We start from the raw sequence: 21,021 nt of genomic DNA, 5'->3' as shown, positions 1-21,021 counted from the left end.
CGCCTCACTTCTTCGCGGGCTTGATGTCCATTGCCAGCGTATCCTCGTCGACGCGCGGCGCGATCGTGACCTTGTCCTTCTGCATCGCCCAGGCCGAGCCGACTGCGACGATCGGCAGGCGCGGGCGATCCTTGGCGACGATCGCGTTGGCGTCGGAGAGGAATTTGTTGCGCTTGGTTTCGTCGAGTTCGATCGCCGCGTCCTCGATCAGCTTGTCGAGTTCGGCGTTCTTGTAGCCGAGCACGTTGAAGGCGCCGAGCTTCTTGGCTGGATCGTTGGAGTGGACAACCGAGGACAGCGTGTAGTTGGCCTCGCCCGTCAGCGTGCCCCAGCCCGACATCGCGAGCGAATATTCGGCACGGGTGCGGGCCGGGAAGAATACGGCTGCAGTCTGGGCGTTGGCGGTCACGTCGAGGCCGATCCGCGCCAGCATCTGTGCGACGGAGGTGCCGACCTGGCGGTCGCCGGGCAGGCGGTCATTGGTGAAGGAGAAGGTCGTCTTGAAGCCGTTGGGGTAGCCGGCCTCCTCGAGCAGCTTCTTGGCCCGGGCGATATCGACCTTGAGCGGCGGCAGGCTCGTGTTGAAGCCGGCGATGCTCGAGGTAACGAGCTGGTTGACTGGCGCGCCGAGGCCTTCCATCGCGATCTCGACCAGCGCGGGGCGGTCGATGGCGAGGTCGATCGCCTCGCGCACCTTCGGGTCCTGCAGCGGGTTCTTGGCCAAGGGAGAGCCGTCCTTGGCGCTGACCTGCGGGGACTTGTCCCGCATGTCGATCTCCATGTTGAAGACGTAGACAGTGTCGATCGTCGCGACCGTCAGCTTCGGGTCGCGCTTCAGCGTCGCGACGTCGGAGGACGGCGCGCGCACGATGATGTCGACCTGGCCGGCCTTGAGCTGCGCGACGCGGGCGGCGTCGTTCGGCAGTTCCTTGCGGACGACCTTGGCCCAGGGCTCCTTGGGGCCCCAATAGCCGTCGAAGCGGTCGAGCACGAGCTGGTCCTTCGGCGTCCAGGAGACGAACTTGTAGGGGCCGGTGCCGATCGCGGCCTTGCCCGAATTGAAGGTCTCGTTGGCATTGTCCTTGGTCAGGCCGGCGGCGGCCTTGGCCGAGACGATGAACAGGCGGATGAAGTCGTTCGGCAGGTTCGGAGCCGGGCCGTCGGTGACGATATGGACCGTCAGCGGATCGACGATCTTCACCTCCTTGACGCGGCGGACATAGATCGTCGTCGGGTTGGGGCCGGAGACGACCGGGATGCGCTCGATCGAGAACTTGACGTCCTCGGCGGTGAAGTCCGAGCCGTCATGGAACTTGACGCCGGAGCGCAGCTTGAACTCCCAGACATCGGGGGCGATCGCCTTCCAGCTCGTGGCGAGGCGCGGCTCGATCTGCAGCTTGTCGCCCGACCAGGTCAGCGTGTCGAAGACATGCTTCAGCGCCTCGGCATGGGTGCCGGTCGCGGTGAAATGCGGGTCGATCGAATCCGGCCCGGCGCGCACGCCGATGGTCAGGTTCTGGGCGAGCGCCGCCGTCGAGACGGAGGCTCCCAGCAGCAGGGCCAGGCTGGCGATGCGGGCGATCCGGGTGGTTGTCATGATGCAGTTCCCTCTTTTTCGAGATCGGTCGGCCAGGTCGGAGATGCGATGACCAGCTTGTCCATCAGTTCGCAGAGCTGGCGCTGTTCGGCGTCGCTGAGGGCCGACAGCAGAGCCGTCTGCTGCTGCACCATCAGCGGCATGGTTTCCTCGAAGATCGCGCGGCCGGGCGCCGTCAGGTACAAGACGAAGCTGCGCAGATCGTCGCGGTCGGTCTCGCGCCGCAGCAGCCGCCGCTGCAGCAGCCTCTGGATCGAGCGGCTGAGCGTGTTCTTCGGCAGCCCGGACGAGGCGACGATGTTCTTCGCGGCGACCCCGTCTTTCAGGCCGACGGCATAGAGCGCGACGAATTCGGGGCGGACCAGCCCATAGCGCGTCTCGATCCAGCGATAGACCGGGTCGTTGAACCGGAAGGCGATGAAATTCAGCCGGAAGGACAACCAGCAGGGATTATCCCACAGCTTGGTGACGGTCAGCGGGTCGAGGTCGCGCAGCGCGAGCTCGCGCTTGCGGTCGACCTTCGAAAGGGCGGTCGGCGCGCGCCGCATGCCCAAGCCCTCCCTGCTCATCATTTAGTTCCAAATGGAACTTGACGCTGTCCAAGGCCAGAGTCAAGGATGCAGGGGTTGAGGATGATGGAGCCTTGGCGGTCCCGCAAACCGTTTCTGCCGATGGCGCCGCGATTGAGCGGGCGCCGCATCGGCGAGGCGGAGCCCGTGATGCCGTCCGTCCCGAAAGCCGAATTATTTCAAGCAAGGATCAGGCCGTGCGCGTCGCCGAGATGAACTGGATGCAGATCGAGGCGCAGGCGAAGCGCGACGACCGCTGCGTCCTGCCGCTGGGCTGCGTCGAGCAGCACGCCTATCTCAGCCTCGCGACCGATGCGATCCTGGCCGAGAAGGTCGCGAACGATGCGGCCGGGCCGCTCGGCTTGCCGGTCTTTCCGGTGCTGGCCTATGGCATGACGCCGAGCTTCGCGGCTTATCCCGGCACGATCTCGCTCCGCATGAGCACCTACGTCGCCGTGATGGAGGATATGCTCGAGGCGTTCTATCGCTCGGGCTTCCGCCGCATCGTGCTGGTCAACGGTCATGGTGGCAATTCGCCGGTCATGACACTCGCGACCGAATGGATGGGCAGGCGCAGCGATGCCAGCGTTCGGCTGCACAATTGGTGGGCCGGGCCCGGCTTCCAGGCGGCAGTTCAGGCGGTCGATCCGGCGGCCTCCCATGCCTCCTGGATGGAGAATTTCCCCTGGACGCGGCTGGAGGGCATCACGATGCCCGACGCGGCCAAACCGCCCTTCAACGCGCCGCTTTACCAGGCCTCGCCTCCGGCCAAACGGCGCGAAATCCTCGGCGACGGCAATTTTCACGGCCGTTACGAGCGCTCCGACAACGAGATGCTCAGCCTCTGGCAGGTCGGCGTCGAGGAAACGCGCGCCGCGATGACGGAGAACTGGCCGTGAGGGTGCCGGGGCGGCCGCGATGCTAGGCCACATCCTCGGCAGGCTGGGGCAGGCGCTCGTCGTCATGCTGGTCATGTCGGCGCTGGTCTTTGTCGGCGTCTACGCCATCGGCAACCCGATCGACGTGCTGATCGGCCCGGATGTCAGCCAGGACATCCGGCTCGATACGATCGCGCGCTACGGGCTCGACCAGCCGCTCTGGCGCCAGTATTTCACCTTTCTCGGCCGTATCCTTCACGGCGATTTCGGCCGTTCCTTCGTTTTCGGCATGCCGGTGCTGGACCTGATCCTGTCGCGGCTGCCGGCGACGCTGGAGCTGACGCTGGCTGCGGTCTGCGGCGCGGCGCTGATCGGCATCCCCGCCGGCATCTATGCCGGCTACCGGCCGGACGGCCTTGCCGCCAAGGCGATCATGACGATCTCAATCCTCGGCTTCTCGGTGCCGACCTTCTGGATCGGCCTCGTGCTGATCATCGCCTTCGCCGTCGAGCTGCAATGGCTGCCGGCCGGCGGGCGTGGCGCGACGGTCGCGATCTTCGGCGTCGAATGGAGCTTTCTCACCGCCAACGGCCTCAGCCACCTGCTGCTGCCGGCGGCGAACCTCGCCTTCTTCAAGCTGGCCTTGATGACGCGGCTAGCACGGGCCGGCACCCGGGAGGCGATGCTGTCGGACACTGTGAAATTTGCCCGCGCCGCCGGCCTCTCCGAGTGGACGGTGCTGCGCCGGCATGTGCTGCGGCTGATCGCGATCCCGCTCGTCACGGTCTTCGGGCTCGAATTCGCCTCGACGCTCGCCTTCGCCGTCGTCACCGAGACGATCTTCTCCTGGCCTGGCATCGGCAAGCTGATCATCGACTCGATCACCTCGCTCGACCGGCCGGTGATGGTGGCCTATCTGATGCTGGTCTCCTTCGTCTTCATCACGATCAATTTCCTCGTCGATCTCGCCTATGTCGGGCTCGATCCACGCTTGCGCCGGGCGGGCTCGCGATGAGCCAGCCATCCTCCGTCAGAGAAATTTCGCCCGCCGCGCGCTTCTGGGCCGAATTCCGCGAAAGCAAAGTCGCGGTCGCTGCGCTCGCCGTCGTCGTGCTGATGCTCGGCGTCGCCATCTTCGCGCCGCTGGTCGCGCCGCAGAACCCCTATGATCTTGCCAACCTCGTCCTGATGGATGCCCGCCGCCCGCCGGGTTATGTCGGCACGGCCGGTTACACCCATATCCTCGGCACCGACGCGCAGGGGCGGGACCTGTTCTCGGCGATCCTCTACGGCTTGCGCATCTCGCTCCAGATGGGGCTGATCGCCGGTTCGCTCGCCTTCATCGTCGGCGTGACGCTCGGGGTCGGCGCGGCCTATATCGGCGGTCGCTGGGAAGCCTTCATCATGCGCGTCATCGATCTTCAGCTTGCCTTTCCGGCGATCCTGCTCGCGCTCGTGCTCTCGGCCTTGCTCGGTCAGGGCAAGGTCCAGTTGATCGCCGCGCTGGCAGCCGCCCAATACGCCTATTTCGCCCGCACAGCCCATGGCGCGGCCTCGGCCGAGCGCGGCAAGGACTATGTCGAGGCCGTGCTTTCGACGCCGCTGCCGGCCTGGCGCGTGGTTCTGAAGCACATCTTCCCGAACTGCCTGCCGCCGCTGATCGTGGTCGCGACGGTGCAGGTGGCGAGCGCCATTGCGCTCGAGGCGACCCTGTCCTTCCTCGGCGTCGGGCTACCCGTCACGGAGCCCTCGCTCGGCATGCTGATCGCCAACGGCTTCCAGTACATGCTCTCGGGCCGCTACTGGATCTCGATCTATCCCGGCCTTGCGCTGATTATGCTGATCGTCGCGATCAACCTCGTCGGCGACCGCATCCGCGATCAGGTCAATCCGAGGCTGAAGCGATGAGCGCCGGGCGCGGACCCTTCCCGTCATGGTCGGGCTTGTCCCGGCCATCCACGCCTTCCTTCGGCGAGGGCGGTGGTCAAGACGTGGATGCTCGGGACAAGGCCGGGCATGACGGCGGGGGCGACCGATCATGACCGACGCCCCCCTCCTTGAAGTCACCGACCTCGCGACGCATTTCCATGCCCGTGCCGGCGTGGTGAAGGCGGTTGACGGCGTCTCCTTCAGCCTCAAGCGCGGCGAGGTCATGGGTCTCGTCGGCGAATCCGGCTCGGGCAAGAGCATCACCGGCTTTTCGATCATCGGCTTGATCGACCCGCCCGGCCGGATCGAATCCGGCACTGTGAAGCTGGAAGGCCGCGAACTCGTTGGCCTGCCGCCGGCCGAGCTGCGTGCCATTCGGGGCAAAAGCATCTCGATGGTCTTCCAGGACCCGATGATGACGCTGAACCCGATGCTGACCATCGGCGCGCAGATCGGCCTGGCGCTGGAAGCTCATGAGAGTGTCACGAGCGCCGAGCGGCGGCAGCGGGCGATCGCGGCGCTGGCACAGGTCCGCATCCCCGAGCCCGAGACCAAGATCGATTTCTACCCGCACCAGTTTTCCGGCGGCATGCGCCAGCGCGTCGCCATCGCCATCGCGCTGCTGCACCGGCCCAAGCTGATCATCTGCGACGAGCCAACCACGGCCCTCGACGTCTCAATCCAGGCCGAGATCCTGGCCGAGATGAAGGAACTCGTGGCCGAACTCGGCACGGCCCTGATCTGGATCAGCCACGACCTCGCCACCGTCGCCTCGATTGCCGATCATGTCTGCGTCATGCGCTACGGCAAGATCGTCGAGGCCGGCCCGGTGCTCGACGTGCTGACGAAGCCGCAGCATCCCTACACCCAGGGACTGCTCGATGCGTTGCCCTCGCGGGCGAAACCCGGCGCCTTGCTGGCGCGCGGCGCTGGCACCGATGCCGCGCCGCCGCCGCGCCTGCCGCGTCAGGCGGAATCGGGCCGGCGCAGCGCCGACACGCCCTATGTCGTTATCGATGGCGTCGGCAAGCGCTTCCAGCGCAAGTCGGGCGTGCTGCATCTGCTGGCTCAGAAACTTGGGCTGGCCCGGCCGTCGCCGCTGGTGCAGGCGGTCGATGCGGTCAGCTTGTCCCTGTCGCGCGGCGAGGCGCTTGGGCTGGTCGGCGAATCCGGCAGCGGCAAGTCGACGCTCGGTCGCATGGTCGCCGGCATCTACGCGCCCGACAGCGGTAAGGTCCTGCTCGATGGCGAACGCGTCATGAGCGAGGACGATCGCCCCCGAAAGATCACCACGCGCATCCAGACGATCTTCCAGGACCCCTTCGCGTCGCTCAACCCGCGCATGCGCATCGGCGACAGCATCGCCGAAGGCCCGCTCGCCCATGGCCTCGTCAGCCGCGCCGAGGCAGGCGGCTACGTCGCGCAATGGCTTGCTGCGGTCGGGCTCGATCCGGCCTTCGCCGGGCGCTACCCGCACCAGTTCTCCGGTGGCCAGCGCCAGCGCGTCGCGATTGCCCGCGCGCTCGCCATGCAGCCCGATGTCGTGGTCTGCGACGAGCCGGTCGCCTCGCTCGACGTCTCGATCCAGGCCCAGATCATCAACCTGCTGATCCGTCTGCGGCAGGAGCTTGGCCTGACGCTGCTCTTCATCTCCCACGACCTCTCGGTGGTGCGCCATCTTTGCGACCGCGTCGCGATCATGCATCGCGGCCGCATCGTCGAGAGCGGACTTGCCGGCGAGGTCTACGACAACCCCCGCGACGCCTACACCAAGCGGCTGCTGGCAGCGGTGCCGGTGCTGCCGGTGGCTGCGTCGTAGCGCTGCGTCATTCTCGGGCGAAGCGAAGCGCAGACCCGAGAATCTCCTGCCACAAATGCTCGGGTGGAGCCCGAGCATGACGAGCTCAATCAAGGAGACGACCATGACCGAACCCGAACTCCTCCCCTGGCAGTGGCCGGAAGAGACCTGGCGCGCCAAGGTCGATCGCGTTCGCGCCGGCCGCAACTTGAAGCCGGCGAAATGGAAGAACGGCGCGCGCTGTGCGGTGGCGCTCTCCTTCGACGTCGACCATGAGACCAACGAGTTGCGCGACGGCGGCAAGTCGGTTGGCAGGCTGTCATGGGGCCAGTACGGCAACCGCGTCGGCATGCCGCGCATCCTCGACCTGATGAAGAAGGAGGACATCCAGGCGACCTTCTTCGTCCCGGCCGTGACCGCGCTGCTCTATCCAGACGAGCAGCGTCGCGTCATCGCGGAAGGTCACGAGATTGGCCTCCATGGCTGGATTCACGAGGTCAACACGGCGGTTCCGCCCGATGCCGAGCGCGAACTGCATCTGCGCTCTGCCGATACGCTCGAAAAGATCACCGGCGTTCGGCCGGTCGGCATGCGCACGCCTTCCTGGGACTTTTCGGAGGTGACCCTCGCCATCGAGCGCGAGCTCGGGCTGCTCTATGACTCCTCCCTCTTCGCCGATGACGATCCCTACGAGATTGTCGAGAAGGGCGAGCCGACCGGCATGGTCGAGCTGCCGGTCGAATGGATTCGCGACGATGCGGTCTATTTCAACATGAACCGCTTCCAGGCGCTGCGGCCCTATACCGCGCCCGAAGCCGTGTTCGACATCTTCAGGCGTGAATTCGACCGTGCCTATGAGGAGGGCGGGTTGTTCCTTTTGACCATGCACCCGCATGTCATCACCTACCGCTCGCGCATCTGGATCCTCGAAAAGCTGATCGCGCATATCAAGGAGATGCCGGATGTCTGGTTCGCCAGCCATGCCGAGATCGCCGGTTTCGTGAAGGAGCAGTCCGGAATCTGAGGCCGGTTGTTCTGGCTCGAAACCACGCCGTCATCCCGGGCTTGACCCGTGATCCATCGCAGAGCGCAGTTCCCTGCGATGGATCACGGATCTCCGCTTCGCTGCGTCCGGGATGACGGCGCGTATAAGCTGATCGGGACGGCTTAAGCCGCCTGCGCCGCTTACGCGAGGGTCAGCCCCGCACGCTTCGCGAAAAGCCGCGCCAGCGGGCTTTCATGCTTGGCGGCCAGACGTTCCCCGGCGAGCGCGCGCGACAGCGGTTCGTCCCCGGCGCGCAGCGCGGCCTCGATCAGCGTCAGCTCGATCACGTCGCGCTGGGCGTTGCTGCCGCCGAAGCGCGCCGCGATGTGCCGCACCGGCCGGATCAGCTTGACCGCCTCGGCATAGCGGCCTTCGCCGAAGGCAGCGAACGCCTTCATCAGGGGATAGCCGACATCCTGGCTGAAGCCGGCATTGTCGCTGGCGGACAGCATCGCGATCGGCTGCTGCGCCAGCACGGCCTCGATCAGGTCGCCCCGACCGGCGCCGATGAACGCCATCAGCGCATGCAGGTCGTTGAAGGCGTAGAGCCCCGCCGTCCAGCGTGCCTGGTAGTGTTCCGCCAGCCGGTTCCAGCGCTCGCCGACATCGATGCCGCGCAGATGCAGCCGCCAGAGCATGGCCGAGGCGTCGATCAGCTCGAGCATCTGCACCGGCAGGCCGCCGCAGATCGGTCCGTCGACCAGCGCCAGAACCTCGTCGATCTGGCCGAGTTCGAGATGATACAGCGCCAGATGCCACCAGTTGTGGACGGCGAGGAAGCTGCCTTCCGTCCAGCTCGCCATGTCGTTGCGCATGAAGGCGATGCCCTCGTCGTGACGCCCCTGCATCTCCAGCACATGCGCGACGGCATGGCGGGCCCAGCCATCGGCCGGTGCGGCTGCGAGCGCGGCACGGCCCTGGCTCTCGGCCAGCGCGTATTCGCCGTTCTCCTCCAGCCCGAAGGCGTGCATGCCGAGCATGGCGTGGTGCGAGGCCATGTCGGGCGACCAGGCCGGCAGCGCCCGCGCGATGCGGTTCTTCAGCAGCCGCGCATGGCCGGTGAAGAAGTCGAGCTGGTGGCCGGCGATCAGGGCGAGCAGGTCGCGCGGGTTCTCGATCGCGACATCCTCGATGACGCGCGAGGCCTCGTGCCAACGCCCTTCGCAGAGATGGGCGAGAGCCGCGAGATGGCCGCGCTCGCGCGCCGTTGCCGGCAGCGTCAGGGCGCGCTCGATCGTCTGTCGCGCGACCGGAATGCCGGCCGGCTCGGTGCCGAGCAGATAGAGCCAGGCCTGGAGCGCATGCGCCATGACGAAGCCGGGCTCGTCGCGCATCAGGGTCTCGGCCGCGCCGACCGGATCGCCCGAGAAGATCGCGAACTGGGAAACCGCCTGCGCGAAGGCCTCGGCGGAGCTGTGGCTCGCGCCGGAAAGCGCATTGCCGTGATGGTCTTGGGACAACATGTTCTGGATACCTTGTGAATGTCTGGAAAGCCTGCAGCGGCGAGCCGCCTCAGCGCCCGTTGCGCCGGGCGTAAGCAATGGCGGCTTCGATCTCCGGCCGGCTGATGCCGATGTCCCGGAGCGTGCGGTCGTCGAGCCGCGACAGCTCGAGCGCGATCTGGCGGTTGCGCCGGCGCTGCATCGATCTCTCGCGGAATGCGCTGAAGCCGGCCTTGAGGCGGGCGATCCAGCCCGGGCGTGCCGGCTCGCCGCTATCGGCGACGAAAGGCCGGTTGACCTCGACGTGAAGCTGATCGCCGGGCAGCGTTGAAGCGTCGGTTGTCGCGGCCGGCAGCGTGGTGGACAGGGTCTCGGTAGCGGGCCGGACTTCGCACTGTTGCCGCGCCGGCCCGGTGCAGCCCGTGCAATCGTCTTGTCTGAACGCATACATGATCGTGGTCCTCGAACGACCCGCGCCCCGGAATGAGGCGTCGCGGTCGAAACGAGGATTTACGGCTCCGCGAACCGCCTGACTGTTCCGTGCGGGACAGCCGCAAAACCGCTTGGGGACGGTCCCTCGCGCCGCCGGGCGGGACCGCGCGCGGCCCGGAAAATGGCATCAGGCGAGGAACCGAGCCCGATTTCCGCCGTTTTTGGTTCAGGACGGGTTCACCGCATCGGGCGTGTTCTCATCCACAGTTGAACTGGAAAACGGATCTCATGACGCGTACCAAGAACTGGCTTCTGGTCGGTACCATCCTCCCCGCCGTGGTCCTGTCGCAGGGCGGCTTCGCCGCTCCCGCGACCGCGCTCCCCCCTTCCTTCGAACTCGCTCAGGCACCACCGGCCCCCGCCGCCGACGAGCCCGGCCAGCCGCGCCGCGAGCGCGCGCCTGGCGTGCCGCGCGCCCCCGGAGCGCCTGTCGCGCCCGGCGCCGCCGCCCCCACGGCCCCGTCGCCAGCCAGTCCGCCGCCCGCGCTTCAGCGCCCGGCCGCGCCGTCGGCTCCCTCTGCGGCTCCCCCGATAGCCCCGCGCCCTCCCGCGCCGGCACAGGCTGCGCCTCCCGCGGCGCCCGAGCCCCGGCGCGAACCGCCGATGCCGCGCGCGGCGCCACCCGCAGCCCCGGCCGCTCCGGCACCCGGCCAGCCCGCGGCCCGCCCGGTCCCCATGCCGCCCGCGACGGGCGAACCGGCCGTCCGTCCGATGCCGCCGCGTCCGCCGGGCGCCGAACCTGTGCGTCCGGCACCGCCGGCTCCGGCGCCGGCCCAGCGTGCGCCGACGCCCGCCCCCGCTCCGTCGGCCCCCGCGGCGCCGACAACGGTTCCGCAGCCGGTGCCGGCGCAACCGGGCGCTCCTGCTGCGCCCCGTACCGCACCCCAGACGCAATCGGCCCCCGCGCCGTCGGCGCCTTCTCAGGCGGTCCCCGTCGCGCCGGCTCAACCCGCGGTTCCGTCCGCCCCGGTTCCGCAGGCCGCGCCCGTGGCTCCGCCGGCCGGCCGGACACCCGGCGCACCGCCCCCGCAGCGTGACGGTCAGCAGCGTCCCGGACAAACGCAGGCGGCCCCGCCGCTGCCTGCTGGCGCGGCGCCTGGCCAGCCGCCCGCACCTGGCCAAATTCCGGCTCCTGATCAGCGTCAGGGCCGTCGCAGCGGCATCGGGCTCGGCGGCGCCGCTGCGATCGGGCTCGGTGCCGGTGTCATCGGCGGCATCATGGCGACGCAGGGGGCCGGTCGCCTCGAGGATGTGCGTGGTCGCCGCGAAGAGCGTCGCGAGGGCGATGTCACCATCATCCGCGAGCCCGGCCGGACCATCATCCGCGACGATGACCGCACGATCATCCGGCGCGACGAGACGCAGCGCTTCCGCGATCTCGGCCTTGAGGGGCGCACCGAGCGGCGCGGCGACGAGAACCGCACCGTCTTCGAGCGCGCCGACGGCACGCGGATCGTCACCGTCACCGACGAGGACGGCCGCCTGATCCGGCGCACCAGGCTCGACCGTGACGGGCGCGAGATCGTCATCATCGACAACACCCGTCGCGACCGGCCGCGCGAGCGCTTCTCCGACGAGATCGTCGTGCTGGAGCGGCCGGCGCTGCGCATCCCGCGCGAGCGCTACATCGTCGATGCCGATCAGGCCGATGAAAACCTGATCTACGAGACGATCATCGCGCCGCCGGTGGCGCCGATCCCGCGTCGCTACACGCTGGACGAGGTGCGTTATTCGCCGGATCTGCGGGCGCGGATGCGCAGCGTCGACATCGACACGGTGACCTTCGAGACCGCCTCCTGGGATGTGGCGCCCGGTCAGGCCCAGCGGCTCTCGGTGATCGCGGAGTCGATCCGCAAGGCGCTGCAGCGCTCGCCTAACGAGGTCTTCCTCGTCGAGGGCCACACCGACGCCGTCGGCCCCGACATCGACAACCTGTCGCTGTCTGACCGCCGGGCCCAGTCGGTCGCCGAGATTCTGACCAAGGATTTCGGCGTGCCGCCGGAGAACCTGACGACGCAGGGCTATGGCGAGCAGTATCTCAAGGTCGCGACGCAGGAGGCGGAGCGTCAGAACCGCCGCGTCACGCTCCGTCGCATCACGCCGCTGCTGGCAGGGCAGGGCGGCTGATCGCGGAGAATCCCGAAGACATCGGAAAAAGGCCGCCGGAAGGCGGCCTTTTTGATGCGCATGTGGGAACCCGAACGCCATGCTCGCCGTTTGGCGTAAAACAGGCTCCTTCAGGGCCAGGGCCAGGGGCGGGGGCACAGGGAGCATTGCGATGCGCGCTCGGATCACTCTGATCGGCGGCCTTCTGATGGTCGCGGTTTTCGTCCCTTCAGTCATGGCGCAGCCGGCCCAGCCGGAGGCGTCGTCGCAGCCGGGTGCCCGTCAGCGGGCCCCGGGCGTCCCGCTGGCGCCGCAGCCGTCGGTGGTCGATGCCGACATCGTCGCGCGGGAACGCGCGGCCGATCCCGGGCGCTCCGGTCACCGCCAGCAGGCCCAGGTCGCGCCGCGCGCGGATCGCGATCTGCCCATGCCGCGCCCGGTGCGTTCGATCATCGCGCCCTGATCTGCGGCTCCGGCAGACGCAGGGACAAGGCAGGCTTGGGCAAGGCAGGTTTTGCCGGTCTTGATTCACCATCGCTCAAGCTTCGGCGTCTATGGCTGGGGCAGGAGGCGCATATCCATGAGTGATTCCCTTGCCATCGCGCAAAGCTTCGCAGCGATGCAGGCCAGCTCCACGCAGCAGGCCCTGCAGACGGAAATGCTGCGCCAGCAGGCTGCATCGGACCAGGCCGTCGTCACCTTGCTTCAGCAGGGTGTTGACCAGATGCAGGCCACCCTCCCGGCCGGGCAGGGACAGTCCGTCGATATCAGCGCCTGAGACGGTTGCGCGAATCCGTCCGCCCGCCTAACCTCGCGATCGTTCCGAGGGGTGCTCGCAAGAGCTGAGATGGCCGCAAGGCCGAACCCATCGAACCTGATCCGGGTCATACCGGCGGAGGGACTGGAACGCGGCATGGTCACAACCATGCCCGCATCACAGCGCTTGAACCGCTTCGACGCCGGATCTCCTGACCCTTTGACCAAGGCGGAGATCCCCATGAACACCCATATCACCCCACCGAAACGCAGTGCCGAAGCCGCCCGCAAGTTCGGCGCGCCGACCGGCGTTACCACCGGGCCAATCATCGGCTCGCGCAAAATCTACGTGCCGACACCCGAGGACGCCTCGATCCAGGTGCCGTTTCGCGAGGTGCAGCTCACCACCGACACCGAACCGGCCGTGCGCATCTACGATCCCTCGGGTCCCTTCACCGAGACGGATGCGGCGGTCGACCTGAATGCCGGCCTGCCCCAGATCAGGCGCGACTGGCTCAGCCGTCGAGGCTTCGAGACCGTGCCGGGCCGCGCGGTGACGGCGGCCGACAACGGCAACATCTCGCCGGACCAGATGGTCCCGGCATGCCCGGCTGAGCGCCCGGTGCTGACCGCGCGCAATGGCCAGATGGCGACGCAGTACGAATTCGCCAGGGCCGGCATCGTCACGCCCGAGATGATCTATGTCGCGCATCGCGAGAACCTTGGTCGCGCCGCGATGCTGGAGGGTGCCCGCGAGCGCCATGCCGACGGCGAGAGCTTCGGTGCCAGCGTGCCGGACTTCGTGACACCCGAATTCGTCCGCTCGGAGATCGCGCGCGGGCGGGCCATCATCCCGGCCAACATCAACCATCCCGAGCTGGAGCCGATGGCGATCGGCCGCAACTTCCTGGTCAAGATCAACGCCAATATCGGCAATTCGGCCGTGACATCGGGCGCGGCCGAAGAGGTCGAGAAGCTGGTCTGGGCGATCCGCTGGGGCGCCGACACCGTCATGGACCTCTCGACCGGCCGCAACATCCACAACATCCGCTCCTGGATTCTGCGCAACTCGCCGGTGCCGATCGGCACCGTGCCGATCTATCAGGCGCTGGAAAAGGTCGGTGGCGATCCTGTGAAGCTCGACTGGGAGGTGTTCAAGGACACGCTGATCGAACAGGCCGAGCAGGGCGTCGACTATTTCACCATCCATGCCGGCGTCAGGCTGCCTTACGTTCCGCTCACCGCTTCGCGCGTGACCGGCATCGTCTCGCGCGGCGGCTCGATCATGGCGCGCTGGTGCCTGGCTCATCACAAGGAGAGCTTCCTCTACGAGCGCTTCGACGAGATCTGCGAGATCATGCGGAAATACGACGTCTCGTTCTCGCTCGGCGACGGTCTGCGTCCGGGCTCGATCGCCGATGCCAATGATCGCGCCCAGTTCGCCGAGCTGGAGACCTTGGGGGAGCTCACCACCATCGCCTGGGAAAAAGGCTGCCAGGTCATGATCGAGGGCCCCGGCCATGTGCCGATGCACAAGATCAAGGAGAACATGGACAAGCAGCTCCGCGAATGCGGCGAGGCGCCGTTCTACACGCTCGGACCGCTGACGACCGACATCGCGCCGGGCTACGACCACATCACCTCCGGCATCGGGGCGGCGATGATCGGCTGGTATGGCTGCGCCATGCTCTGCTACGTCACGCCGAAGGAGCATCTCGGCCTGCCGAACCGCGACGACGTCAAGACCGGCGTCATCACCTACCGCATCGCGGCGCATGCCGCCGACCTCGCCAAGGGCCATCCGGCGGCGAAGATCAGGGACGACGCGGTCTCCCGCGCGCGCTTCGATTTCCGTTGGGAGGACCAGTTCAACCTGGCGCTCGACCCCGACACGGCGCGCAGCTACCACGACGAAACCCTCCCGAAGGACGCCCATAAGGTCGCGCATTTCTGCTCGATGTGCGGGCCGAAATTCTGCTCGATGAAGATCACGCAGGATCTGCGGGCCGAGGTATTGGCGATGAGCGACAACGAGCGCGCCAGTCTCGAAGCGATGGCATCCGAAGGCATGGCGGCCAAGTCGCAGGAATTCCTCGACAAGGGCGGCAGCCTCTATCTACCTGCCGCGCAATGAGCATTATGAATGACCAGCTCGACGCCGCCATGGTGGCGTCGATCCTCGCGCGGGTGGCAGAGCGCCGCCCGCGCATCCACTGCCTCACCAACACGGTGGCGCAGAACGTCACCGCCAATATGCTGCTCGCCTTCGGGGCCGTTCCCTCGATGGCGAGCCATCCCGACGAGGTCGCAGCCGTCGCGGCCGGCGCCGGCGCAATCCTGATCAATCTCGGCACGATCAACCTGGAGGGCGAGCGCGCCGTGCCGAAGCTGCTGGAGGTTGCGCGCGCGCAGGCCAAGCCGCTGGTGCTCGACCCCGTCTTCGTCGAACTCTCGCCGCTGCGCCTGAGGCTGGCCGAGGAAGCCCTGCGCCTGCCCGGCATCGTCGTGCGCGGCAACATCACCGAGATGCAGGCGCTGGCACCGCTGCTCGCCGCGGCTCCCGGCGCGACCCGCGTCACCACCGGCGCGATCGACCGGATCGAGGCGCCGGGCGGGTCGCTGGAGATCGGTCATGGCCATGCGCTGATGGCGAAGGTCACCGGACTGGGTTGCGCCTCCAGCGCACTCGTCGCCGCCTGCTGCGCCGTCGAGGACAATCCGCTGCTGGCAGCGGGAGCGGCGCTGACGGCCTATGGCATCGCTGGCGAGATCGCGGCCGAGCGCAGCAATGGCCCGGGCAGCTTCGCGATGCATCTCGTCGATGCGCTGGCGAACCTCGACGCGGCGACGCTGCAGGCCCGGATTGGCTGAACCCGACGCAGGCCGGCGACAAGGCTCTTCCGCATCGGCCGCGAATCCCGCACAATCGCCGCCGATGCGGCTCTCCCTGTTCAAGCGCAAGCCCGATCCCGAGCGGATCGAGGTGCCCCATGGCGGCATGCTCTACCCCGTGGCGGTCAAGCGGCGGGCGAGCGCGCGCCGGATGACGCTGCGTGTCTCGCAGGCCACGGGCGAGATCACCCTGACCCTGCCGGAGCGCGCCGATTTCAGCGCAGGCCGGCTTTTCGCCGAGAACCATGGCGGCTGGATCGCCGCGCGCGTGGCGAAGCGCCCGCTTTCGGTGCCGTTCGAGGCCGGCGAAACGGTGCCGTTCCGGGGCAAGCCGCACCGCATCGTGCACTGGTCGAAGGCGCGCGGCCTGACCCATGCCACGCAGGATCAGGACGGCGCGCCGATCCTCGCGGTCGCCGGCGAGAGTGCCCATGTCGCGCGCCGGATCAAGGATTTCCTGCGCCGTGCCGCGCTGGAGGATCTCGAGGAGGCGGTGCGCCGGCACACGGCCGCGCTCGGCATGCCCGCCCGCAAGATCACGATCCGCGACACCACCAGCCGCTGGGGTTCCTGCTCATCGCAGGGACACCTCAACTTCTCCTGGCGGCTGATCCTGGCTCCGCCGCTGGTGCTGGACTATCTCGCCGCCCATGAGGTCGCCCATCTCAAGGAGATGAACCATTCGCATCGCTTCTGGGCGCTGACCCACAGGCTCTGCCCGCGCACGGAGGAGGCCGAGGCCTGGCTCAAGCGCCATGGCGCGAGCTTGCACGCCTACGGTTGAGCCGCGGCCTCGACAGCCCGACGGCTCGGGCCTAGACAGCCGCCAGCCGTTCACGCAAGGCCGCCTGTCCATGAAGCTCCGCCCCGATACGCTGGCGATGACCGCCGTCCTCGCCATGCTGACGGCGCTCGGCCCGCTCTCGACCGATTTCTACCTGCCGTCGCTGCCGGACATCGTCAGGGTGATGCAGACGGATGTCGCCGGCGCGCAGGCGACCCTGTCAGCCTTCCTGTTCGGCTTCGCTGCCGGCCAGATCCTGTGGGGCCCGCTCTCGGACCGGCTCGGCCGCCGGCCGGTACTGCTGGTCGGGCTCGGCATCTTCATCGTGGCGACGCTGGCCTGCGCCTTCGCGCCCTCGATCGGCGCACTGACCGCCGCCCGCGCCGTGCAGGCGCTGGGCGCCTCGGGGCCGATCGTGCTCGGTCGCGCCATGGTGCGTGATCTCTACGAGGGGCCGCGCGCCGGGCGCGAACTCGCTCGCATGGGCATGATCATGGGGCTGGTGCCGGCGGTCGCGCCGGTGCTGGGCGGAGTGCTTCAGCAGGCCTTCGGCTGGCGCTCGACCTTCGTGGCGTCGCTGGCCTTTGCCGCGGCGCTGGTGGCGGTGGTCGTGCTCCTTCTGCCCGAGACGGTCCGGACCCGCTCGCGCGAGCCGCTCTCTCTGCTGACGATCATCCGCGGCTTCGGCACGCTGCTCGAGAACCGTGCCTTCCGCGTCTATGTCGGGCTGACGGCGCTGGCCTATGGCGGGCTCTTCGCCTTCATCTCCGGCTCGTCCTTCGTGCTGATCGGCATCCATGGCATGACGCCGGTCGAGTACGGTCTGGCCTTCGGCTTCATGGTGCTCGGCTTCATCCTCGGCACGGTCATCGCCCAGCGTCTCGTCACACGACGCGGCATGGACGGCGTCATCGGACTCGGCGTGCGCTGCCTGGCCGGCGGGGGTCTGATCATGCTGCTCTGTGTGCTCACCGGCTTCGCCGGCCCCTTCGGCGTCGTCGTGCCGATGGCGCTCTATGCCTGCGGCGTCGGCCTGACCATGCCGCAGTCCCAGGCCTCGGCGATGATGCCCTTTCCGGACCGTGCCGGCGCCGCCTCGTCCTTCACCGGGCTCTGCCAGATGCTGTTCTCGGCCTGCGTCGGCCTGCTCGTCGGCCATGCCCTGAAGAACGGGGCGCTGCCATTGCCATTGGTGATGTCGGCGATCGGTGTCGCGGCGCTCGTGCTGTTCAAGGTGAGCGCGGCGGTGCGGGCGGCGAAGGCCTGAAGCTGGCGCCTACGGGATCGACTTTTCCCGTAAACCGCATTCCACTTTTCGGGCCGAGGCTCTAGCCGCCGAACAGCCGTTCCAGGAAGTTCTTTTCCTGCGGCGCCGGCGGAATCCAGGCCCGGTCGCCGTCGGCGGTCTGGGTGTTGGGCGATCTTGTGCCGGCGACCGGCGCGCCGCCGTCGAAGATCGACTTCGGCGTGCCGTGCCAGAGCCCGCCCGGCAGTGCGGCCGGTTGCATGCCGGCATGGGCCGCGCGCATGTATTTCGCCCAGATATCGGCCGGCAGGCCACTGCCGAAGACCCGTTTCATCGCGCTGTTGTCGTCGTTTCCGAGCCAGACGGCCGTCACCAGCCGGGCGGTGAAGCCGACGAACCACGCGTCGCGGAAATCCTGCGTCGTGCCGGATTTGCCGCCGACCTCCCAGCCCGCGATGTTCGCCTTGTTGCCAGTGCCGCTGACCATGACCTCGTGGAACATGGAGTTGATCATCGCCAGAGTCTGCGGTTGCACCACGGGGCCGAAGCCGGTGCCCTTGCGCGCATAGATCACCTTGCCGGAGAGCGACTTCACCTCGCGGATGACATAGGGCAGCACCGCCTGCCCGCCATTGGCGAAGGTCGCATAGGCCGTGGTCAATTCGACCGGCGTCACCTCGGAGGTGCCGAGCGCGAGCGAGGGGTTGGCCTGCAACGCCGAGGAGATGCCGAGCCGCTGCGCCGTGCGCACCGCCTCGCGCGGCGTCACCTCCTGGTTCAGCTTCACCGCGATGGTGTTGAGCGAATGGGCGAAGGCGGTCTGCAGCGTCACCGGGCCGCGATAGGTCCGGCTGTTGTTCTCCGGGGTCCAGCCCTTGATGGTGACCGGCGAATCCTCGCGGATCGTGTCCGGCGTCAGCCCGTGCTCCAGCGCGGCGAGGTAGATGAAGGGCTTGAAGGATGAGCCCGGCTGGCGCTTTGCCGCGGTCGCGCGGTTGAACTGGCTCTTGGTGTAGTCGCGCCCGCCGATCAGCGCGCGCAGAGCGCCATCAGGCGCCATCGAGACCACCGCGCCCTGTCCGACGCCCTGCTTGGCGCCCTGCGCGTTCAGCGCCTCGACCAGGATCGTCTCGGCCGAGGACTGCAGCTTGGGGTCGATCGTGGTCAGCACGGTGACGTCGCCCTCGACCGCGCCGATGAAGTCGTCGAGCACATCCATCACATAGTCGGCTGCATAGTTCACCGAGCCGGCTCCGATGCGCTCGGCCGCCTCGGCCGGGGCGACCAGCGCCGTCTTGGCTGAAGCCTGCGAGATCAGCCCCTGATCGGCCATCGCCGCGATCACGAGCTGCGCGCGCTTCTCGGCCGCTTCCGGGTTGCGGTTCGGTGCGAGGCGCGAGGGCGCTTGCACGAGACCGGCCAGCATCGCCGCCTCGGCGATCGTGACCGAGCGCGCCGATTTGTTGAAGTAGCGCTGGGCCGCCGCCTCGACGCCATAGGCGCCGGAGCCGAAATAGACCCGGTTGAGATAAAGCTCGAGGATCTGGTCCTTGGAATAGGTCCGCTCCAGCCAGAGCGCCAGGATCGCCTCCTGGATCTTGCGTGCGGCGGTGCGCTCCTGCGTCAGGAACAGGTTCTTGGCGAGCTGCTGGGTCAGCGTCGAGCCACCCTGGACGCCACCGCTGCGGCGCAGGTTGTTGACCATGGCGCGCGCCAGACCGACCGGGTCGATGCCGAAATGGTCGTAGAAGCGGCGGTCCTCGATCGCGACGAAGGCCTTGGGCAGGTAGGGCGGCACCTCGCCGATGGTGATGGTGCGCCCTCCCGTCTCGCCGCGATTGGCCAAAAGCGAGCCGTCGGCGGCGAGAATCGCGATGTTCGGCGGCCGTTTCGGCACGGTGAGCTGGTTGATCGGCGGCAGTTGCGCGGCATGATAGGCGACGAGCCCGCCGAGCCCGATCGCGCACCACAGGCCGAGCACGAGCGTCCAGTAGAACAGCCCGCCGAGGAAGGAGCGGCCCTTGCGACCGCGCCGTCGACCGCCGCCGCCACCACCGCTGCGCTTGTCGCGCCGGGGCTGGTTGCGCGGTTCCGGGCGCTGCGGAGCGCGCTGGCCGCGGGCGGGACGGTCTTCGTCGGAGAGGCGCATGTCGAAATCGTCGCGGCTTTCGCCTCGTCCTGGTTCGAAGGAGGGCTCGCGCCGCTCAGCCCGTCTCGTCCGGTCGTTCATCCTGCCCCGTCGCGCCGATTGCCACCATGTTCCGGAACACGCGGCCAAGGCTCCAGACAGGAGTGAAACATGGCGCTTTTAAGGGGTGGTTAAGCCTGGCGGGCCCGTTGCGGAGGATTCGGTCGCGGCAACGTGAAGATGTTGCAATCCTGCAAGATGCGCTCTGCCGCCTGTTCGTGTTGCGAAGCCTGCGACAATCCGTCATCAGGCTTGGAAAGCCGATGCCGCGAAGGCCCATGGTGACGGGAAACGCCGTGACATCCCGGCCTGCGGGCCGAATGAAGACCTTGCCCTGCAATTCCACCGAAAAGAGAGACCTGATGCCGACTTTCAACTTCCTCGATCGCTATTCTCCCTACGCGCTGGGTATCCTGCGTATCGTCGCGGCGTTGATCTTCATCGCCCATGGCACGCAGAAGCTGTTCGGCTTCCCGGCCGCGCCGGCCAGTGGCCTGCCGCCGATGTTCAGCCTGTTCTGGTTCGGCGCGGTCCTTGAGGCCTTCGGCGGCCTTGCGATCCTGCTCGGTGTCTTCACCCGTCCGGTTGCCTTCATCCTCGCCGGCGAAATGGCCTATGCCTATTGGATGTTCCATGCGCCGCGCAGCCTTTATCCGCTGCTGAATGGTGGCGATGCGGCAATCCTTTACTGCTTCATCTTCCTCTATCTCGTCTTTGCGGGCGCCGGCGCCTTCAGCATCGACAACCGCAAGCGCGCCTGAGTCAAAGGCGCCTGCGCTTCCGCCGTCTGACGGCTGCAACAACGAGAAAGGCCCGCCATCCGAGGGGATGGCGGGCCTTTCTTTTATCGGGTGCGTGATCTCAGACGGAGCCGGCGATCCAGCGCGACAGGTCACTCTTGGGCGCAGCGCCGACCTTCTGCGAGGCCAGCTTGCCGTCCTTGAACAGCATCAGGGTCGGGATCGAGCGGATGCCGAACTGGGCCGGAATCGCCTGGTTCTCGTCGACATTCATCTTCACGATCTTGACCTTGCCGTTCATCTCGCCGGCAATCTCCTCGAGCGCCGGTCCGATCATGCGGCAGGGGCCGCACCATTCGGCCCAGAAATCGACCACGACCGGCTCAGCTGAGTTGAGGACATCGGCCTCGAAGCTCGCATCGGTCACCTTGCTCGTCGCCATGGCGTGTCGCCTTTCATGCATGTGTGGCGGCAGCGCCGCCTTCGTCGCGCAAGCTATGAACGCCCAGGGTCCGGGTCAAGGCGCGCGGAATGCGGAGTCGGGTCTGTCCCCGGCACA

Annotated in this window: 19 protein-coding genes and 1 riboswitch; of the genes, 13 read left to right on the top strand and 6 right to left on the bottom strand. The window is 67.8% G+C overall.

Annotated elements, in window-relative coordinates; all coding sequences use genetic code 11:
• Window positions 1-4: 4 nt before the first annotated feature.
• Both C8D03_RS07240 and C8D03_RS07235 read right to left on the bottom strand, forming a co-directional pair.
• Window positions 5-1,597: an ABC transporter substrate-binding protein gene (locus tag C8D03_RS07240; RefSeq protein ID WP_108045662.1), complete on the bottom strand. Its 1,593-nt coding sequence runs from the start codon at window positions 1,595-1,597 to the stop codon at window positions 5-7.
• Window positions 1,594-2,145, bottom strand: coding sequence for a MarR family winged helix-turn-helix transcriptional regulator (locus C8D03_RS07235; RefSeq protein WP_181300755.1), 552 nt, complete (start codon window positions 2,143-2,145; stop codon window positions 1,594-1,596). Before C8D03_RS07235 ends, C8D03_RS07240 begins: the two co-directional genes overlap by 4 nt.
• A gap of 218 nt (window positions 2,146-2,363) precedes the next feature.
• On the opposite strand from C8D03_RS07235, the gene C8D03_RS07230 reads away from it, so the two are divergent.
• The 5 genes from C8D03_RS07230 (at window position 2,364) to C8D03_RS07210 (ending at window position 7,795) form a co-directional block, all read left to right on the top strand.
• Entirely contained in the window at window positions 2,364-3,065 is a 702-nt protein-coding gene (locus C8D03_RS07230; RefSeq protein WP_108045660.1) for a creatininase family protein, read from the top strand.
• Window positions 3,066-3,084: 19 nt separating this feature from the next.
• On the top strand, window positions 3,085-4,059 hold the full coding sequence (locus tag C8D03_RS07225) for an ABC transporter permease (RefSeq protein WP_108045659.1): 975 nt from the start codon (window positions 3,085-3,087) through the stop codon (window positions 4,057-4,059).
• Window positions 4,056-4,952 carry an ABC transporter permease gene (locus C8D03_RS07220; RefSeq protein WP_108045658.1) on the top strand — a complete coding sequence of 299 codons (897 nt, stop codon included), beginning with the start codon at window positions 4,056-4,058 and terminating at the stop codon, window positions 4,950-4,952. The genes C8D03_RS07225 and C8D03_RS07220 overlap by 4 nt, the downstream gene beginning before the upstream one ends.
• Before the next feature lie 130 nt (window positions 4,953-5,082).
• Window positions 5,083-6,792, top strand: a complete 1,710-nt coding sequence (locus C8D03_RS07215; RefSeq protein WP_108045657.1) for a dipeptide ABC transporter ATP-binding protein — start codon at window positions 5,083-5,085, stop codon at window positions 6,790-6,792.
• 76 nt (window positions 6,793-6,868) lie between these two features.
• Window positions 6,869-7,795, top strand: a complete 927-nt coding sequence (locus C8D03_RS07210; protein WP_248308385.1) for a polysaccharide deacetylase family protein — start codon at window positions 6,869-6,871, stop codon at window positions 7,793-7,795.
• A gap of 161 nt (window positions 7,796-7,956) precedes the next feature.
• On the opposite strand, the gene C8D03_RS07205 is transcribed toward C8D03_RS07210, so the two are convergent.
• Both C8D03_RS07205 and C8D03_RS26755 read right to left on the bottom strand, forming a co-directional pair.
• Window positions 7,957-9,279 (bottom strand): tetratricopeptide repeat protein, encoded by a 1,323-nt coding sequence (locus C8D03_RS07205; RefSeq protein WP_108045656.1) that lies wholly within the window; start codon window positions 9,277-9,279, stop codon window positions 7,957-7,959.
• 49 nt (window positions 9,280-9,328) lie between these two features.
• Window positions 9,329-9,709 (bottom strand): DUF1127 domain-containing protein, encoded by a 381-nt coding sequence (locus C8D03_RS26755; RefSeq protein ID WP_248308384.1) that lies wholly within the window; start codon window positions 9,707-9,709, stop codon window positions 9,329-9,331.
• Window positions 9,710-10,737: 1,028 nt separating this feature from the next.
• On the opposite strand from C8D03_RS26755, the gene C8D03_RS26750 reads away from it, so the two are divergent.
• From C8D03_RS26750 to C8D03_RS07165, 7 genes are all read left to right on the top strand, one after another.
• On the top strand, window positions 10,738-11,877 hold the full coding sequence (locus C8D03_RS26750; protein WP_248308383.1) for an OmpA family protein: 1,140 nt from the start codon (window positions 10,738-10,740) through the stop codon (window positions 11,875-11,877).
• Between the two features lie 151 nt (window positions 11,878-12,028).
• A complete protein-coding gene (locus C8D03_RS07190; RefSeq protein ID WP_108045654.1) occupies window positions 12,029-12,319 on the top strand; it encodes a hypothetical protein in 291 nt (96 codons plus the stop codon).
• Between the two features lie 117 nt (window positions 12,320-12,436).
• On the top strand, window positions 12,437-12,634 hold the full coding sequence (locus C8D03_RS07185; RefSeq protein WP_108045653.1) for a hypothetical protein: 198 nt from the start codon (window positions 12,437-12,439) through the stop codon (window positions 12,632-12,634).
• Window positions 12,635-12,671: 37 nt separating this feature from the next.
• Window positions 12,672-12,775, top strand: a riboswitch (TPP riboswitch).
• 78 nt (window positions 12,776-12,853) lie between these two features.
• Window positions 12,854-14,746 (top strand): phosphomethylpyrimidine synthase ThiC, encoded by a 1,893-nt coding sequence (gene thiC / locus C8D03_RS07180; protein WP_108051315.1) that lies wholly within the window; start codon window positions 12,854-12,856, stop codon window positions 14,744-14,746.
• Window positions 14,747-14,751: 5 nt separating this feature from the next.
• The gene (locus C8D03_RS07175) at window positions 14,752-15,483 is read left to right on the top strand and encodes a hydroxyethylthiazole kinase (RefSeq protein ID WP_108045652.1); all 732 of its coding nucleotides are present in this window, start codon (window positions 14,752-14,754) and stop codon (window positions 15,481-15,483) included.
• Window positions 15,484-15,547: 64 nt separating this feature from the next.
• Window positions 15,548-16,288 carry a M48 family metallopeptidase gene (locus C8D03_RS07170; protein ID WP_108045651.1) on the top strand — a complete coding sequence of 247 codons (741 nt, stop codon included), beginning with the start codon at window positions 15,548-15,550 and terminating at the stop codon, window positions 16,286-16,288.
• 70 nt (window positions 16,289-16,358) lie between these two features.
• The gene (locus C8D03_RS07165; RefSeq protein WP_108045650.1) at window positions 16,359-17,555 is read left to right on the top strand and encodes a multidrug effflux MFS transporter; all 1,197 of its coding nucleotides are present in this window, start codon (window positions 16,359-16,361) and stop codon (window positions 17,553-17,555) included.
• A 61-nt stretch (window positions 17,556-17,616) separates the two neighbouring features.
• On the opposite strand, the gene C8D03_RS07160 is transcribed toward C8D03_RS07165, so the two are convergent.
• Entirely contained in the window at window positions 17,617-19,764 is a 2,148-nt protein-coding gene (locus tag C8D03_RS07160) for a PBP1A family penicillin-binding protein (RefSeq protein ID WP_108045649.1), read from the bottom strand.
• 320 nt (window positions 19,765-20,084) lie between these two features.
• Here C8D03_RS07160 and C8D03_RS07155 point away from each other — a divergent pair, with 320 nt between their 5' ends.
• Window positions 20,085-20,483 (top strand): DoxX family protein, encoded by a 399-nt coding sequence (locus tag C8D03_RS07155; protein WP_108051313.1) that lies wholly within the window; start codon window positions 20,085-20,087, stop codon window positions 20,481-20,483.
• 100 nt (window positions 20,484-20,583) lie between these two features.
• On the opposite strand, the gene trxA is transcribed toward C8D03_RS07155, so the two are convergent.
• Window positions 20,584-20,904: a thioredoxin gene (gene trxA / locus C8D03_RS07150; RefSeq protein ID WP_108045648.1), complete on the bottom strand. Its 321-nt coding sequence runs from the start codon at window positions 20,902-20,904 to the stop codon at window positions 20,584-20,586.
• Between the last annotated feature and the right edge of the window lie 117 nt (window positions 20,905-21,021).

Origin of the sequence: Bosea sp. 124 (assembly GCF_003046175.1) — a bacterium.
Classification (GTDB): Bacteria; Pseudomonadota; Alphaproteobacteria; order Rhizobiales; family Beijerinckiaceae; genus Allobosea.
This window is presented reverse-complemented; position numbering and strand designations above follow the sequence as displayed.